General features: G+C 68.6%; 15 protein-coding genes. 6 read left to right on the top strand and 9 right to left on the bottom strand.

Annotation, left to right across the window (positions count from 1 at the left end; translation table 11 throughout):
• Positions 1-36 precede the first annotated feature (36 nt).
• The 3 genes from FXO19_RS19300 to FXO19_RS14030 form a co-directional block, all read right to left on the bottom strand.
• Positions 37-975 (bottom strand): alpha/beta hydrolase family protein, encoded by a 939-nt coding sequence (locus FXO19_RS19300; protein ID WP_223115511.1) that lies wholly within the window; start codon positions 973-975, stop codon positions 37-39.
• A 138-nt stretch (positions 976-1,113) separates the two neighbouring features.
• Entirely contained in the window at positions 1,114-1,992 is an 879-nt protein-coding gene (locus FXO19_RS14035) for a pirin family protein (protein WP_255516434.1), read from the bottom strand.
• Between the two features lie 12 nt (positions 1,993-2,004).
• Complete coding sequence (locus FXO19_RS14030; RefSeq protein WP_149195724.1) at positions 2,005-2,388, bottom strand: DoxX family protein; 384 nt, start codon at positions 2,386-2,388, stop codon at positions 2,005-2,007.
• 123 nt (positions 2,389-2,511) lie between these two features.
• Here FXO19_RS14030 and FXO19_RS14025 point away from each other — a divergent pair, with 123 nt between their 5' ends.
• Entirely contained in the window at positions 2,512-3,453 is a 942-nt protein-coding gene (locus FXO19_RS14025) for a LysR family transcriptional regulator (protein WP_149195723.1), read from the top strand.
• Between the two features lie 152 nt (positions 3,454-3,605).
• Here the strand turns inward: FXO19_RS14025 and FXO19_RS14020 are convergent, their stop codons facing one another.
• Positions 3,606-4,031, bottom strand: a complete 426-nt coding sequence (locus FXO19_RS14020) for a type II toxin-antitoxin system death-on-curing family toxin (RefSeq protein ID WP_149195722.1) — start codon at positions 4,029-4,031, stop codon at positions 3,606-3,608.
• Between the two features lie 8 nt (positions 4,032-4,039).
• Positions 4,040-4,261 carry an AbrB/MazE/SpoVT family DNA-binding domain-containing protein gene (locus tag FXO19_RS14015; protein WP_149195721.1) on the bottom strand — a complete coding sequence of 74 codons (222 nt, stop codon included), beginning with the start codon at positions 4,259-4,261 and terminating at the stop codon, positions 4,040-4,042.
• 144 nt (positions 4,262-4,405) lie between these two features.
• Here FXO19_RS14015 and FXO19_RS14010 point away from each other — a divergent pair, with 144 nt between their 5' ends.
• Positions 4,406-5,800, top strand: a complete 1,395-nt coding sequence (locus FXO19_RS14010; RefSeq protein WP_149195720.1) for a DUF763 domain-containing protein — start codon at positions 4,406-4,408, stop codon at positions 5,798-5,800.
• 261 nt (positions 5,801-6,061) lie between these two features.
• Positions 6,062-8,296 carry an NADP-dependent isocitrate dehydrogenase gene (locus FXO19_RS14005; protein WP_149195719.1) on the top strand — a complete coding sequence of 745 codons (2,235 nt, stop codon included), beginning with the start codon at positions 6,062-6,064 and terminating at the stop codon, positions 8,294-8,296.
• A 402-nt stretch (positions 8,297-8,698) separates the two neighbouring features.
• On the opposite strand, the gene FXO19_RS14000 is transcribed toward FXO19_RS14005, so the two are convergent.
• The 3 genes from FXO19_RS14000 to FXO19_RS19295 form a co-directional block, all read right to left on the bottom strand.
• On the bottom strand, positions 8,699-9,721 hold the full coding sequence (locus FXO19_RS14000) for an NADP-dependent oxidoreductase (RefSeq protein ID WP_149195718.1): 1,023 nt from the start codon (positions 9,719-9,721) through the stop codon (positions 8,699-8,701).
• Entirely contained in the window at positions 9,718-10,695 is a 978-nt protein-coding gene (locus tag FXO19_RS13995) for an aldo/keto reductase (protein ID WP_149195717.1), read from the bottom strand. The genes FXO19_RS14000 and FXO19_RS13995 overlap by 4 nt, the downstream gene beginning before the upstream one ends.
• Positions 10,696-10,794: 99 nt before the next feature.
• Entirely contained in the window at positions 10,795-10,956 is a 162-nt protein-coding gene (locus FXO19_RS19295; protein WP_187775800.1) for a hypothetical protein, read from the bottom strand.
• Between the two features lie 120 nt (positions 10,957-11,076).
• Between FXO19_RS19295 and FXO19_RS13990 the strand changes: the two genes are divergently transcribed.
• The 3 genes from FXO19_RS13990 to FXO19_RS13980 all read left to right on the top strand — a co-directional run bounded on the left by FXO19_RS13990 (position 11,077) and on the right by FXO19_RS13980 (position 13,442).
• Positions 11,077-12,000: a LysR substrate-binding domain-containing protein gene (locus FXO19_RS13990; RefSeq protein ID WP_425481483.1), complete on the top strand. Its 924-nt coding sequence runs from the start codon at positions 11,077-11,079 to the stop codon at positions 11,998-12,000.
• Positions 12,001-12,052: 52 nt separating this feature from the next.
• Positions 12,053-12,931, top strand: coding sequence for a class I SAM-dependent methyltransferase (locus FXO19_RS13985; protein ID WP_255516432.1), 879 nt, complete (start codon positions 12,053-12,055; stop codon positions 12,929-12,931).
• Positions 12,932-13,031: 100 nt separating this feature from the next.
• On the top strand, positions 13,032-13,442 hold the full coding sequence (locus tag FXO19_RS13980) for a PPC domain-containing protein (RefSeq protein ID WP_149195715.1): 411 nt from the start codon (positions 13,032-13,034) through the stop codon (positions 13,440-13,442).
• Positions 13,443-13,636: 194 nt separating this feature from the next.
• Here the strand turns inward: FXO19_RS13980 and FXO19_RS13975 are convergent, their stop codons facing one another.
• Positions 13,637-14,383, bottom strand: a complete 747-nt coding sequence (locus tag FXO19_RS13975) for an MHYT domain-containing protein (RefSeq protein WP_149195714.1) — start codon at positions 14,381-14,383, stop codon at positions 13,637-13,639.
• Between the last annotated feature and the right edge of the window lie 21 nt (positions 14,384-14,404).

The following is a 14,404-nucleotide window of genomic DNA, read 5'->3' as shown; positions in this document are numbered from 1 at the left end:
CGAGAGCGGACTCTCCAACGGCCCGGGAAGCTGTGGCTACGCCATGAAGCGCTCAAACCAGTCCAACATCGGCTTCGGATTATTCGGCAGGTAGTTGTAGCCGTCGAAGCGCCGCTGCGTGCCTTCGATCCAGATCAACTCCTTCTGCTCGGCCGGAATGGCGTCGAAGATGGCCTGCACGTCTGCCGGCGTCGTCAACGTGTCCTCGCGTACCTGCAGTAGCAGCGTCGGGATGTCGACGGCGCTTGCGTACTGCGGCATGTCCATGTCCTTCAGCTCCATGCTGGTGGCGCGACGAAGTGCCTCGGCGACTTCGGGCAGGGCGTCGGGCATGCCCATGTGGTCCAGGATCGTGCGATAGAAGGAGCTGAGCGAGATAGGCTGAGGGGCTACGATGGCGTGGACGCCCTCGAACTCGTCCGGATGCTTGCTCAGGCCCACCATCGTGGCGTTCATGCCGCAGCAGCGGCTGAGGAGCCCGATCTTCATGTGGCGCAGGTCCGATCGCGAGCGGGCATAGCGGAGCGATCCGATCACGTCGCGATACTCCCGGATGCCGTTGCCGATCGCGTTGCCACCGCCCGAGGCGCTGTGGCCGAAGTTGCGCAGATCGTAGGCCAGGATGTTGTAGCCGGCATCGTGCAGACGCTTGTAGTCCGGCATGAAGTTGACTTCGATGTCATTGCCGCTCGCGACCCACGGATCGCCATACGGGGCAATATGGCCGGGAAACCCGTAGCGGTTCGCCCAGATCGGATGGTTCGCGATGATCAGCCGGTCGCCGTCGGCTGGGATGAACCAGCCGTCCAGCCGGACGCCGTCCATCGCCGGGAAGTACACGTCGGCATATTCCAGGCCGTCTTCGGTTGGATTGCGGAGGATGGGCGACCGCAGGGGGTTCACCATGCCCGAGACAAGCCCCGCGATTTGCTCGGCGCGGGACGGGGTGGCGGTCGATTCGTGGGTCTGGCTCATGTGTAAGTCCTCATCGTTTCATTGAGATGGAAAGCTGAGCGATGGAGCACCACGCGGGCGATGCGTAAGCCGCGCGTGATGTCGGTCGGCGAGGGAAAAATCTGTCCAGCTGGCAGAGGTCCGTCAGAACTCTCGGGATCACAAGCGTCCTTGCCTGCGCAGCTCCTTGCCGAGTCGACGGATCTCGGCCTCGCCTTGCGCCAAGGCTTCAGGACTGGTGTGAACCGAGTAATAGCCCGTGATCAAGTCGTACGGATGCTTGGCCGCTGATCCCAGAACAAACACCGTATCGCCGTGAGCTACGACGTCGATCGCTTGATTGGACTCCTCGAAGATTGCCAACTGGCCTGTATCGACCAGGCCGCCTGCATCCACCGTCCCCGCGCCCACGGCTAACCACGCCACATCGTGGCTTGGTGGCGGCGTGTATTGCCAACGCTCGCCATCGCGAAGTTCGACCACCAAATAGTTCATGTCGCCCGGGGCGGGGATCGCGCCCCGGGTCCGGCCATGGCGCCCTGCCAAAACCCGCACGGGCCCTTCGCGCGCGATGTCGCCAGGCGACAAGTACATGCTCTGTGGCGGAGAATTCTCGTGTGAGGCAGGCAGGGCCACCCACAGCTGAAAGCCCAACCCGGCGACGTTCTCGATGGGCTCCCCGGTGTGCCACACGCCGTTGCCCGCACGCATCCACTCCGCGCCGCCACTCAGCAGCACGCCTTCCTTGCCCGTCGAGTCCTCGTAACGCATGCGCCCCTTCATGAGGTAGGTGAGCGTGGCGATCCCGGAATGCGGATGCATCGCAAGGCGGGGTGCTCCGGTGGCAGAAATCTTGAAGTAGTCCAAGAACACGAAGGGCTTGATGTGCTCTCCAAGATCGCCGGGACTGACCAGGCGCGTGATCGGGCCGTGGGTGGTGCCGCGATTGCGGTGAACAATGGCGCGATGCGGTGTGTCGGCGCTTGTCCCTGCAGCTTCACGGCGCTGATCCATCCGGGAAACGGTTTGGAGGTTCATTGATGGCCTCCGTCAATGCGCCGGAGCGAACAGGCGCACCGGCTGCAGGCGCCAGGCCACGAACGCCGAGAGCAGGGCCAGAACGATAGCCGGCACGGGGTTGCCGCCGATCAGGAACAGATGGGTGGCCGTGCCGCCGATCATCGTGGCCGTCAGCAAGGCGGCGCCGTAGAACCCCTTGGAAGGAATGATCAGCAACACCGCACCCAGTACTTCGATTGCGCCCGTGACATAGCGGAACCACTGACCGAAGCCAACAGCGTCGAACAGCTGGACCATGTCGGGGGCTCCGGCGAGCTTGGCGGCACCGGCCGCCGTAAAGGCCAGGGCGAGGAGGATGCGAACGCCCCAGACGATCCGGCGCTGCATGGTGGACAAAGTAGTTGAAGGGTTCATGGACATTCCTTGGTGAGGGTGGGCTCGATGGCTGCCTTGCGGTGCCATGGCGGCACTTTAGGATTCGTCCGATTGCTCCGGTAGATGGTTTAATTGGATTGAACCCATCCAAAAACACAACGAATGGCCGCCTCGCTGGATCTCAACGACATCGCCCTGTTTGTCCAGGTTGTTCGCAGCGGCAGCTTTGCCGAGGCGGCGCGCCGGTTGGATATGCCTGCCAATACGGTCAGCCGACGCATCCAGGGCTTGGAAGACAAGGTGGGCACACGCTTGCTGCAACGATCGACTCGCAAGCTGACCCTGACCAGCGCGGGTGAGGCCTTGCATGAGAGATGTGCCGCATCGATCGACGGCCTGGTCGATGCAGGCCAAGAGCTGATGAGCGGCACGGACGAGGCCAGCGGGTTGGTGCGCGTGGCGGCGCCTGCGGATTTCTTCGACTTCTTCGAGATGGATTGGCTGGCCGCCTTTCTCGATCAACATCCCCGCGTGCGCATGGACTTCGTGCTCAGCGATGCCTCCACCGACCTCATTGCAGAGCGCATCGACGTGGCTTTTCGAGGCGGCCCGCTTCGGGACTCAGGGTATGTAGGGCGAAAGCTGCACCCGGCTGGCAGCAATGGTCTGGTGGCGAGTCCTCTCTATCTGGCTGCGCATGGCGCTCCAACGCAGCTGAGCGATCTGGAGAATCACCAGTGTCTGGGCTTCACCCAGCCCGGCGGCATCCTGAAGTGGCGCCTGCAAGGGCCGGACGGCTTGAAAGAGGAAGTTAGACTCCAGCCCCGCCTGAGTGCGAGCACGGCGCAAGCGCTTCGGAAGGCCACGGTCGCTGGGCTCGGCATTGCACTCCTGCCAAGCACGATGGCCAGGATCGATCTCAATGCAGGCCGGGTGGTGCCGGTGTTGTCGCACTACACCTGCGAAGGCCACGGTGTGAATGTGCTCTACCCCAGTCGACGCCATCTGCCGAAGGCTGTATCGGCCTTCATCGACTTGGTGATGGAGAAAACAGCCTATCTGGGCGCTTCGCCGGCGGTGGTGGAATCGGGTCGGGCAAGATAGCGAAATGCCAGGGTTAGCTTGGTGGCTGCCGCTATCGGCCAGGTAATCGCTAGATCGCTCGTGTCGGGCACCACGGCACCGCGCCTAGAGCGTCAGCGAGTGACCGCTCAGGGTCGAGATTGGCCCGATGACCTCGCGCAGGCGGTGTCGCTTCAACGCGCGTAACGCGCCCGTGGTTCGTGCAGCCTAGTCTCGGCCGGCGCGATGTGCCGGCGCAGCCAGGCGGCGAAGTCGTCTTCGGGCAGGCTGCCTTCGGCGAGCGCAATGTAGACGGGATACAGCGCCAGGTCGTCGGCCTGGAGCGTGGCGCCGTTGAGCACGATGAAGACTTCGCAGGCCACGGCGGCGGTGCGCTTGTTGCCGTCGATGAAGGGATGGTTGCGGGCCAGGCCGAAGGCGAGGCTGGCGGCGAGGTCGGCCAGGTCCGGCGGCGGGTCGCCGTAGGCGTGCAGCTGCTGCGGGCGGGCGAGGGCGGAATCCAGCAGACCTTCGTCGCGCACGCCGGGGTTGCCGCCGTGCTCGGCCAACTGGCGGTCGTGGATGGCCAGCGCGAGCGGCTTTTCGATCCAGACGATCATGGCCGCGGCTACTGCGCCAGCTTGTGCAGCAGGGTGCGGCGCCTGCGCATGACGTCCTCGGCCACATCCATCTGCGCGGCAAGCGTGGGATCGAACGTGGTGAGCTTGATGCCGTCGGGGGTTTCCAGCGCGAACAGCTCGTCGCCCTTGCCCAGACGCAGGCGGGCGAGCAGCTCCTTGGGCAGGATGACGCCGGCGGAATTGCCGATGGTGGTGATCTTGAGCTTCATGGGCGTGGCTCCAGACTGGTTATAACTAACGTATATACGCCTGCTCGTGTGGGCGTGCAAGTCGGCCTTGGCGCATGCCCGGCACCGCGTCTCATGGCGTGAGACCGCCGGACACGACCATGCGCCGATGAGGCCACCGCCGCCATGAGCCGACGATCCGGAAGCGCCGATCTGCCGCTGCACGGCGGCCGCGTGCCGCGCTGGCTGGGCGAGCGGATGACGCGCCTGGGCGCGGTGATGTGCCAGGCGATCGTGCACGAGTACGGCCGCGACGAGCTGTTGCGGCGGCTGGCGCATCCGTTCTGGTTCCAGTCGTTCGGCGCGGTGATGGGCATGGACTGGCATTCGTCAGGCATCACCACCAGCGTGATCGGCGCGCTCAAGCGCGGGCTGGCGCCGCTGTCGGGCGAGCTGGGCATCCACGTGTGCGGCGGCCGCGGCCGGCATTCGCGGGCCACGCCGGGCGAGCTGGTGGCGATCGGCGAGCGCGTGGGCTTCGACGGCGCGGCGCTGGCGGCGGCCAGCCGGCTGGTGGCGAAGGTCGACAGCGCGGCGCTGCAGGATGGGTTCGACCTGTACCTGCACGGTTTCATCGTCAGCGACGAGGGCCGCTGGGTGGTGGTGCAGCAGGGGATGAACGGCGAGGCGAAGCAGGCGCGCCGCTATCACTGGCTGTCGGAGGGGCTGACCAGCTTCGTCGATGCGCCGCATGCGGCGATCGAGGGGCCGGGGCGGGGGCGCATCGTCAATCTGGCGGACCGGCGCGCCGAGGCGGCGCGACGGGCGCAGGTGGAGATGCTTGGGACGCTGGGGCCGGATGGGGTGGCGCGGGAGTGGGGGAGGTTGGAAGGGCGAATGGGGGAGATGGATGCGCGGTCGAAGAGCGCCCTCATCCGCCCCCGGATCGAGTCCGGGGCAGGCTCTTCGGGCACCTTCTCCCGTAAACGGGAGAAGGAATCTTTGCAGCTGGACCTGCTGCCGCATCTCTGCCTGCCTGATCGGCACGACGTGCGCGGCAGCGATGTGGTCGCGCGGCGCCTGCGCGGCAACCTGGCCGCGGCCGCGGAGTGCGGGCCGCGCGATTTCACCGAGTTGCTGCAGGTGCCGGGCGTGGGTGCGCGCACCGTGCGTGCGCTGGCGCTAGTGGCCGAGGTGCTGCACGGCACGCCGTGCCGCTTCACCGATCCGGCGCGCTTCTCGCTGGCGCATGGCGGCAAGGACCGCCATCCGTTCCCGGTGCCCACGCGCGTGTACGACCAGACCATCGGCGTACTGAAGCGTGCGGTGCACAGCGCGAAGCTCGGCCGCGAGGAGCAGCTGCAGGCGCTCAAGCGCCTGGATGCGCAGGCGCGGCGGCTCGAGCGCCACGCCGGCGGGCCTTCGGTCGAGCAGTTGATCGACGAGGAGCGCCGGCAGTCGCATGCCTACGGCGGCCGCAGCGTGTTCGGCTGGGAGCCGGCGCCGCAAGGCGACGCGGCGGACGGCGAGGGCGAGCCTGCGGAAGGCGCTTCGGTTCAGGCGGCGGCGGGTCGGAGCTGAAACGCTCCGCAGAAGCAGGCCGCGCACCGGCCTTGTCGAGTGCGGCGGTCATGGCTGAGCGCTTCCCGCAGCGCCTGCCGGCTGCATCGCCAGCCGCGCTTTGCCCGCACTTGCGGAACACGCGACAATGGCTCGATCGCTCGCGCCGTTCCGCACCGGGACCGACCGACACGCTCCCGGGCCGCGCATGGCCGGGGCCCCGGTCCCTGCGCTCGCGGCGTTTCCCCTTCTCGTTCTCGCCCGCAGGATCCCGACGCCCCCATGCCCAGCACGCCGAAGATCATCTACACCCTGACCGACGAAGCCCCGTTCCTCGCCACCCAGTCGCTGCTGCCGATCGTGCAGGCGTTCACCGCCACCGCCGGCATCGCGGTGGAGACCCGCGACATCTCGCTGGCCGGGCGGATCCTGGCGCAGTTCCCGGAGCGGCTGACGGCCGAACAGCGGATCGGCGACCACCTCGCCGAGCTGGGGGAGCTGGCCACCACGCCGGAGGCCAACATCATCAAGCTGCCGAACATCAGCGCCTCCGAGCCGCAGTTGAAGGCGGCGATCCGCGAGCTGCAGGGGCAAGGCTATGCGCTGCCGGACTACCCGGACGAGCCGAAGGACGACGACGAGCGCGACATCCACGCGCGCTACGCCAAGGTCACCGGCAGCGCGGTGAACCCGGTGCTGCGCGAGGGCAATTCCGACCGCCGCGCGCCGCTGTCGGTGAAGCACTACGCGCGCAAGCATCCGCACCGGATGGGCGCCTGGAACGCGGACTCGAAGACGCACGTGGCACATATGGACGACGGCGATTTCTACGGCAGCGAGCGCTCGGCGACGATCGGCGCAGCCGGCGGCCTGAAGATCGAGCTGCTGCACGCCGACGGCGGCAGCACGGTGCTCAAGCAGAAGGTGGCGGTGCAGGCCGGCGAGATCGTCGACGCCTCGGTGATGCGGCGCAAGGCGCTGGCGGCGTTCCTGCAGGCACAGATCGAGGACGCCAGGGCGCAGGGCGTGCTGTTCTCGCTGCATCTGAAGGCGACCATGATGAAGGTCTCCGACCCGATCCTGTTCGGCCAGGCGGTCAGCGCCTTCTTCGGTGAGGCGCTGGAGAAGCACGCCGAAGCGCTGCGGCAGGTCGGCTTCGATCCGGACAACGGCATCGGCGACCTGTACGCGCGCATCGGCACGCTTCCCGAACAGACGCAGGCGCAGATCAAGGCCGACATCGCCGCCGTGTACGCCGCCCGCCCGGGGCTGGCGATGGTGAACTCCGACAAGGGCATCACCAACCTGCACGTGCCCAGCGACGTGATCGTGGATGCGTCGATGCCGGCGATGATCCGCGACTCGGGCCGCATGTGGAATGCCGACGGCCAGCTGCAGGACACCAAGGCGGTGATCCCCGACCGTTGCTACGCCGACGTGTACCAGGCGGTGATCGACGACTGCAAGGCCAACGGCGCGTTCGACCCGGCGACGATGGGCAGCGTGCCGAACGTCGGCCTGATGGCGCAGAAGGCCGAGGAGTACGGCTCGCACGACAAGACCTTCCAGATCCCCGCCGACGGCACCGTGCGGGTGACCGACGAGACCGGCAACGTGCTGTTCGAGCACGCGGTGGAGGCCGGCGACGTATGGCGCATGTGCCAGACCAAGGACGCACCGATCCGCGACTGGGTGAAGCTGGCAGTAGGCCGCGCGCGCCTGAGCGCGACCCCGGCGGTATTCTGGCTGGACGCGAACCGCGCGCACGATGCGCAGGTGATCGCCAAGGTCGAGACCTATCTGAAGGACCACGACACCGCCGGCCTCGATCTGCGCGTGCTGCCGCCGGTGGAGGCGACGCAGTTCTCGCTGGCGCGCATCCGCAAGGGCGAGGACACGATCTCCGTTACCGGCAACGTGCTGCGCGACTACCTGACCGACCTGTTCCCGATCCTGGAGCTGGGCACCAGCGCCAAGATGCTCTCGGTGGTGCCGCTGATGGCCGGCGGCGGCCTGTTCGAGACCGGCGCCGGCGGCTCGGCGCCCAAGCACGTGCAGCAGTTCGTCGAGGAGAACCACCTGCGCTGGGATTCGCTGGGCGAGTTCCTGGCGCTGGCGGCGTCGCTGGAACACCTGGCCGAGCGCCACGACAACGCCGGCGCGCGGGCGCTGGCGAAGACGCTGGACGCGGCCAACGGCCGGTTCCTCGACGACAACCGTTCGCCGTCGCGCAAGGTCGGCGAGCTGGACAACCGCGGCAGCCATTTCTACCTGGCGCTGTACTGGGCGCAGGCGCTGGCGGCGCAGGACGACGACGCCGCGCTGAAGGCGCGGTTCGCGCCGCTGGCGCAGTCACTTGCGGACGACGAGGCGAAGATCGTCGAAGAGTTGAACCGGGTGCAGGGCGCCGCGGTCGATATCGGTGGCTACTACCACCCGGACCAGGCGAAGGCCGCGCAGGCGATGCGCCCGAGCGGGACCTTCACGGCCGCGCTGGAGCGTTTGGCCGCGAGCTGAGGGCGCCAGCGCCGCCGCACCGAGAAGGGCCCGGCAATGCCGGGCCTTTCTCGTCACGCATGGCAATGCCTATCCGTAGGAGCGCGCCATGCGCGCGATGCCGCGGGTATCGGCCGGAACCGGTGGATGCCGCGATTCCGGACCGGCAGGCGCGCAGGTCACCGGGATTCGCGGGCGGCGCCGTGCCCGCGGCATCGCGCGCATGGCGCGCTCCTACGGGTTGCTGCCGTGGCGTCGGGCGGGGGGATTGCGCGCGGGCGGTGTCGCGCGGCGGCGGGGCGGGGATTGGCGTAGGCGCTGTCACGGCCAAAGCAAATCCCCCTCAGTCCCCCTTTTTTCAAAGGGGGAAGACACGGGCCAAAGAATTGCGTGACCCTTGGGGATCGCGGGGATCGCGGTTGCTTATGCGATCCGCACCAGGCGCTTGCCGAAGTTCTCGCCGCGCAGCAGGCCGATCAGGCCCTGCGGCGCGTTCTCCAGGCCCTCGACGATGTCCTCGCTGTAGCGGACCTTGCCGTCACGCAGCCATGCGCCCATCTCGCGCAGGAACTCCGGATAGAGCTTGTTGAAGTCGAAGACGATGAAGCCGCGGATGGTCAGGCGCCGGGCCAGCGCCAGTGCCATCAGCTGCGGCAGACGGTCGGGACCCTCGGGCGGCGCACTGTCGTTGTAGTGGGCGATCAGGCCGCATACCGGCACCCGCGCGAACTCGTTGAGCAGCGGCAGCACCGCGTCGAACACGTGGCCGCCGACGTTCTCGAAGTACACGTCGATGCCATCCGGCACCGCCGCCTTCAGCTGTTCGGCGAAATCGTCGGCGCGATGGTCGAGGGCGACGTCGAAACCGAGATCGTCGCGCAAGTGCGCGACCTTGCGCGCCCCGCCGGCGATGCCGACCACGCGCGCGCCGCGCAGTTTTGCAATCTGGCCGACGGTGGCGCCGACCGGGCCGGAAGCGGCGGCGACCACCAGGGTCTCGCCCGGCCGTGGCTTGCCGATCTCGTGCAGGCCGGCATAGGCGGTGAAGCCGGGCATGCCGTAGACGCCGAGCGCGGTGGTGACCGGCACGTCATCCGGATCGAGCTTGCGACGCAGGCTTTCGCCATCGGCGACGGCGTGGGTCTGCCAGCCGCCGTCGGCCAGCACCAGGTCCCCGGGCTGCAGGTCCGGGTGCAGCGATTCGACCACTTCCGAGATGGTCCCGCCCTCCATCACCGCGTCGACCTCGATCGGCGCGACGTACGAGCGCCCGGCATTCATGCGCCCGCGCATGTAGGGGTCGAGCGACAACCAGCGGTTGCGCAGCAGCACCTGGCCCTTTTCCGGCTGCGGTAAGGGCGCGCGTTCGACGCGGAAGTTTTCGCTGGTGGGCTCGCCCTGCGGGCGCGAGGCGAGCACGATGCGGGTGTTGTCGGTGGCGGTCATGAAGGCTTCCCTGTGTCGGCGCCGGCGGCGTCCAGCGCGGTGATGTCGGCCGCCGACAGCGCGAGGTCGGTGGCGGCGAGCAGTTCGTGCAGCTGTTCAAGGCTGGTGGCGCTGGCGATCGGCGCGGTGATCGATTCGCGCGCGATCAGCCAGGCCAGCGCCACCTGCGCCGGGGTGGCGCGGTGTGCGGCGGCCACGGCATCGAGCGCCTCGAGGATGCGTTCGCCGCGTTGGTCGAGATAGCGCCGGACCACGGTGGCGCCGCGGGCGCCGCTCTTGGCGGCGTCGGCGGCGCTGCGGTACTTGCCGCTGAGGAAGCCGCTGGCCAGCGAGTAGTAGCTCATCACGCCGAGGCCGTGTTCGCGCGCCAGCGGTTCCAGGGACGCCTCGTAGTCCGCGCGGTCGTACAGGTTGTACTCGGGCTGCAGCACCTCGTAGCGCGGCAGCCCATGTCGCTGCGCCACCGCCAGCGCCTCGGCCAGCCGCGGCGCATCGTAGTTGGAGGCGCCGATGGCACGCACCTTGCCCTGTTCGATCAGGCGCGCGAATGCGCCGAGCGTATCCTCGAGCGGCACGTCCGGATCGTCCTCGTGGGCGAAGTACAGGTCGATGCAGTCGGTCTGCAGCCGCCGCAACGAATCATCGGCGGCGGCGGCGATGTTGTCCGGCGACAGCCCTGGCCGCGCACTCCACTTGGCGACCTTGGTGGCGATGGCCAATCGGTCACGGCCGCCGCGCGCGGCCAGCCAGCGGCCGATGATCGTCTCCGACTCGCCGCCCTGGTTGCCCGGCACCCACGCCGGATAGACATCGGCGGTGTCGACCAGGGAAAAGCCGGCATCGACGAAGGCGTCGAGCAGCGCGAACACGGTCTTCTCGTCGGCACTCCAGCCAAATACGTTGCCGCCGAAGGCGAGCGGGCGGACCCGCAGGCCGGAGCGGCCGAGCGGTCTTGCGTCTTCTGCTGCGGCCATGCGCGATTCGATGTTTGGCGAGGCCAATCACGATAACGCTGCCGATGTTGCCGGTGCGCGAACCCGTGGCGTGATGCTGTGTTCCGGTGGCGCGACGCCTCAGCGGCAAGCCGCCGTGGCGGAGCGACGATGCGCGTCATCGTGGAGCGGCGGCGGTACGGCCGCAGGCGCCGGCACGGACTCGGCATCGGCCAGCGCGAGCGCCAGCCGCGGGCTGACGACATGCCCCTGCAGGAACAGCAATCCATTCCAGATGCTCATGGCGATCTCCTCTTCGACTTGATCGGTTTCGAACATAGGCCGATAGTCGGTGCCGGAAAAGCGACATATCTGCAAGGTAGACTTGAATTGAGCTCAACCCCAGCCACGCGCCCCGACGGCATCCGCGCGCCGCTGCACGCGCTGCAGGGCTTCGTGGCGGCGGCGCGCGCCGGCAACCTCACCCGTGCCGCCGAAGCAATGCATCTGACGGTCAGCGCGCTCAGCCACCAGATCCGTTCGCTGGAACAGCGGCTCGATCGCCGCCTGTTCGAGCGCGGGCCGCGCGGCGTGCATCCGACCGCGGACGGACAGCGCCTGCTCGAGCAGGTCTCGCCGCACCTGGATGCGATCGAGGCGGCGCTGCGCCCGTTCGCCGCGCGCCGCGACGACGTGCTGACGCTCAGCGTGGTGCCGTCGCTGGCGTCGGCCTGGCTGCTGCCGCGGCTATCGGAATTCCTGGCCGCGCAGCCGCAGGTCGAGTTGAACCTGCTCTCGGACGCGGCCGTGGTCGACTTCTCGCGCCCGGGCCAGGTCGATGCGGCGCTGCGCAGCGGTCGCGGCCAATGGCCGGGCGTGGTCGCCGAACACCTGTTCGACGACTGGCTGGCGCCGGTGGCGAGCCCGGCGCTGGTGGCGCGGATGCGCAAGGCCGGCGTCGAGCGGCTCCAGGACTGGCCGCTGCTCGGCGATCCCGGTCCCGATGCCTGGCCGGCCTGGTTCGCGCGTCACGGCGGCGACATGCCGGTGCGGTTCGCCGCGCGCTTCGGCGACGCCGAAGCACTGCACCGGGCCGCCGCCGCCGGTCTCGGCGTGGCGCTCGGGCGCCTGACGCGGGTGCGGCTGCTGCTCGAATCCCGGCAGTTGCAGCGGCTCGGACGGCAACGGATGAAGACCGACTATGCGCACTACCTTGTGTATCCGCCGCGCCATCGCGACCATGCCGCGCTCGGCGCGTTCCGCGACTGGCTGCACGGCGAGGCGCGGGCGCATGCCGCCGCCATGGCCCGCGGCAGCCGGCGCGCGGGCGATGGCGCGACACGCTGACGCGCCGCTGCGTTTGGCGCTAGGCTTGGATCCCCGTTCACGGAGAGATGTCATGAAGCGTGTCCTGCTTGCCGCCCTGCTGCCCGCCCTGCTCGCCGCCTGCGCTGCCGAGAACGACGCACCGCCACCGGCGGCCGACAGCGAGACGCCGGTGCCCGCGCCCGATGTCGCCGTGGAGGCGTCGTCCACGCTCGATACGGTGCTGGCCGGCGACTGGCGCACGCCCGAGTTCGCCGCCCGCGATGAATACCGCCACCCGAAGGAGACGCTGACCTTCTTCGGCATCACCCCGGACATGACCGTGATCGAGATCACCCCCGGCGGCGGCTGGTATACCGAGATCCTGGCGCCCTATCTGCGGGAGAACGGCACTTATGTGGCCGCGGTGGTCGCGCCCGACAGCCAGGACGAGGAAGACAGCCGCACCTACTACACCCGCGCCCGCGACGGCCTGCGCGAACGGCTCGGCGGCGAGCCCACCGAGGTCTACGGCCGCGCGACGATGGTCGAGTTCGATCCCGCGGCGCCGCGCTTTGGCGATGATGCCTCGGCCGACGCCGTCCTGACCTTCCGCAACGTCCACAACTGGCTCGGCAACGGCACCGCGGAGGCGATGTTCGAAGGCTTCTTCAGCGTGCTCAAGCCCGGCGGCGTGCTCGGCGTGGTCGAGCACCGTGCGGAGAAGGAACTTCCGGCCGACGACGAGTCCGGCTATGTCGGCGAGCAGACGGTGATCGCCCTGGCCGAGGGCGCCGGGTTCCGCCTGGTCGACCGCAGCGAGATCAATGCCAATCCCCAGGACACCCGCGACCATCCGAACGGCGTCTGGACCCTGCCGCCGTCGAACAGGCACGAAGAAGCCGATGCCGAGAAGTACCGCACGATCGGCGAGAGCGACCGGATGACGCTGCGCTTCGTCAAGCCGGAATGATCCGGCGCGCGCCTGCCGACCAACGGCAGGCGCGCCGCACCGGGCACGCCCGGTGTACCCTGCGCGCCGCGACAATTCCGTCGCTCTCCAGGGGATCCGAATGCGCAATCCGTTGTTTTCGCTCGCGCTGCTGACGGCGCTGGCCGCCGTCCCGGCGTTCGCCGCCGACAAGCTCACACCCGGACGCGCCGTAGAGGGCGTGCTGCAGGCCAGCGACCGTTCCAGCGACAGCGGCGGCCGCAGCCACGACTACACGCTCGATCTCGACGCCGGCCAACTGGTCGCGATCAGCGCCAAGTCGGAAGACTTCGACACCGTGCTGATCCTGTTCGGCCCCGACGGCGACCGCGTCGCCGAGAACGACGACAAGGAAGGCGGTGGCACCGATTCGCTGCTGGTGGCGTCGACCCCCGTCACCGGGACCTACGCCGTGCGCCTGAACTCGTTGCCGATGGGCGAAGGCCATACCGGCGACTACAGCCTGCGTGCGCTGGTGGTCAGCGACGACTGAGCGCAGCGTCCCCGGCCTCGGTGCGAGCGCCGCCGCGATCGGCGGCGCTCTGCGGCCACGACGGCCGACGTCATGCGTCGGCACGCATCAGGCAACGCCCGGGCTGGGCCGTGTCGATCCGGCCCGGGCTGCGTCGCACAGCCGGCGGGGCGCCGCCAATGCGCGGAACCCGACGGATCAGCCGAAGCCATCCTTCAGATCGTCACCGCCGCCCGACGCTGCCGGCGCAGCAGGATCGTGACCAGCATCGCCGACAGCAGCACCGTGGTCACCATGAACACGCCCATGCCGAGATAGGCGCCACCCATGCCACCGGCCACGGCCGCTTCGCCGGTGGGGACGAAGCTGACCGCGTACATGCCCGTGTAATGCATGCCGCAGACCGCCACGCCCATCACCAGGGCGCTGCCGAGCATCTGCACCCAGCCACGCAGATTGAATGCCAGCCACAGCGCCGCGGCGGAGGCAACGATCGCGATCACGACCGACAGCGCGACCACGCCCGCGTCGTAGTGCGCCGTCGCCGGCATGCGCATCGCGGCCATGCCGGTGTAGTGCATGGCGGCCACGCCCAGCCCCATGCAGGTGCCCGCCACCGCGAGCTTGCCCCAGCTGAAAAGCCCGGTCCCGGCGATCGACAGTCCCAGCATGCAGGCGCCGATCGCCATCAATGCCGAGAGCAGGGTCAGGCCCGGATCGTAAGCGACCGCAACGTCCATCCGGCAGGCCAGCATGGCGATGAAATGCATCGCCCAGATCGCGCCGCCGCCCATCGCCGCGCCGCCGCCGACGATCGCCATCCGGCGCTGCGCCTGGGTACGCGCGGCGGGAATGCCGATGGCGACCTGCAGGGCGGTGAACGCACCCAGTACCGACACCAGGTAGGACAGGACGACCAGCAGCGGGTCGTGGATGCACTGGATGGCATGATCGTGTGGCATGGAACGTTCTCCTCGATGGAT

This window comes from Luteimonas suaedae (genome assembly GCF_008312895.1).
Taxonomy (GTDB): Bacteria; Pseudomonadota; Gammaproteobacteria; order Xanthomonadales; family Xanthomonadaceae; genus Luteimonas; species Luteimonas suaedae.
This window is presented reverse-complemented; position numbering and strand designations above follow the sequence as displayed.

Coding starts and splice junctions, on each gene's coding strand:
- FXO19_RS14010 (WP_149195720.1), top strand. CDS start 4,406: ATGAGCCGACGATCCGGAAGCGCCGATCTGCCGCTGCACGGCGGCCGC.
- FXO19_RS19300 (WP_223115511.1), bottom strand. CDS start 975: ATGAGCCAGACCCACGAATCGACCGCCACCCCGTCCCGCGCCGAGCAA.
- FXO19_RS14015 (WP_149195721.1), bottom strand. CDS start 4,261: ATGAAGCTCAAGATCACCACCATCGGCAATTCCGCCGGCGTCATCCTG.
- FXO19_RS14000 (WP_149195718.1), bottom strand. CDS start 9,721: ATGACCGCCACCGACAACACCCGCATCGTGCTCGCCTCGCGCCCGCAG.
- FXO19_RS13980 (WP_149195715.1), top strand. CDS start 13,032: ATGCGCAATCCGTTGTTTTCGCTCGCGCTGCTGACGGCGCTGGCCGCC.
- FXO19_RS14020 (WP_149195722.1), bottom strand. CDS start 4,031: ATGATCGTCTGGATCGAAAAGCCGCTCGCGCTGGCCATCCACGACCGC.
- FXO19_RS13995 (WP_149195717.1), bottom strand. CDS start 10,695: ATGGCCGCAGCAGAAGACGCAAGACCGCTCGGCCGCTCCGGCCTGCGG.
- FXO19_RS14030 (WP_149195724.1), bottom strand. CDS start 2,388: ATGAACCCTTCAACTACTTTGTCCACCATGCAGCGCCGGATCGTCTGG.
- FXO19_RS13975 (WP_149195714.1), bottom strand. CDS start 14,383: ATGCCACACGATCATGCCATCCAGTGCATCCACGACCCGCTGCTGGTC.
- FXO19_RS13985 (WP_255516432.1), top strand. CDS start 12,053: ATGAAGCGTGTCCTGCTTGCCGCCCTGCTGCCCGCCCTGCTCGCCGCC.
- FXO19_RS19295 (WP_187775800.1), bottom strand. CDS start 10,956: ATGAGCATCTGGAATGGATTGCTGTTCCTGCAGGGGCATGTCGTCAGC.
- FXO19_RS14035 (WP_255516434.1), bottom strand. CDS start 1,992: ATGAACCTCCAAACCGTTTCCCGGATGGATCAGCGCCGTGAAGCTGCA.
- FXO19_RS14005 (WP_149195719.1), top strand. CDS start 6,062: ATGCCCAGCACGCCGAAGATCATCTACACCCTGACCGACGAAGCCCCG.
- FXO19_RS14025 (WP_149195723.1), top strand. CDS start 2,512: ATGGCCGCCTCGCTGGATCTCAACGACATCGCCCTGTTTGTCCAGGTT.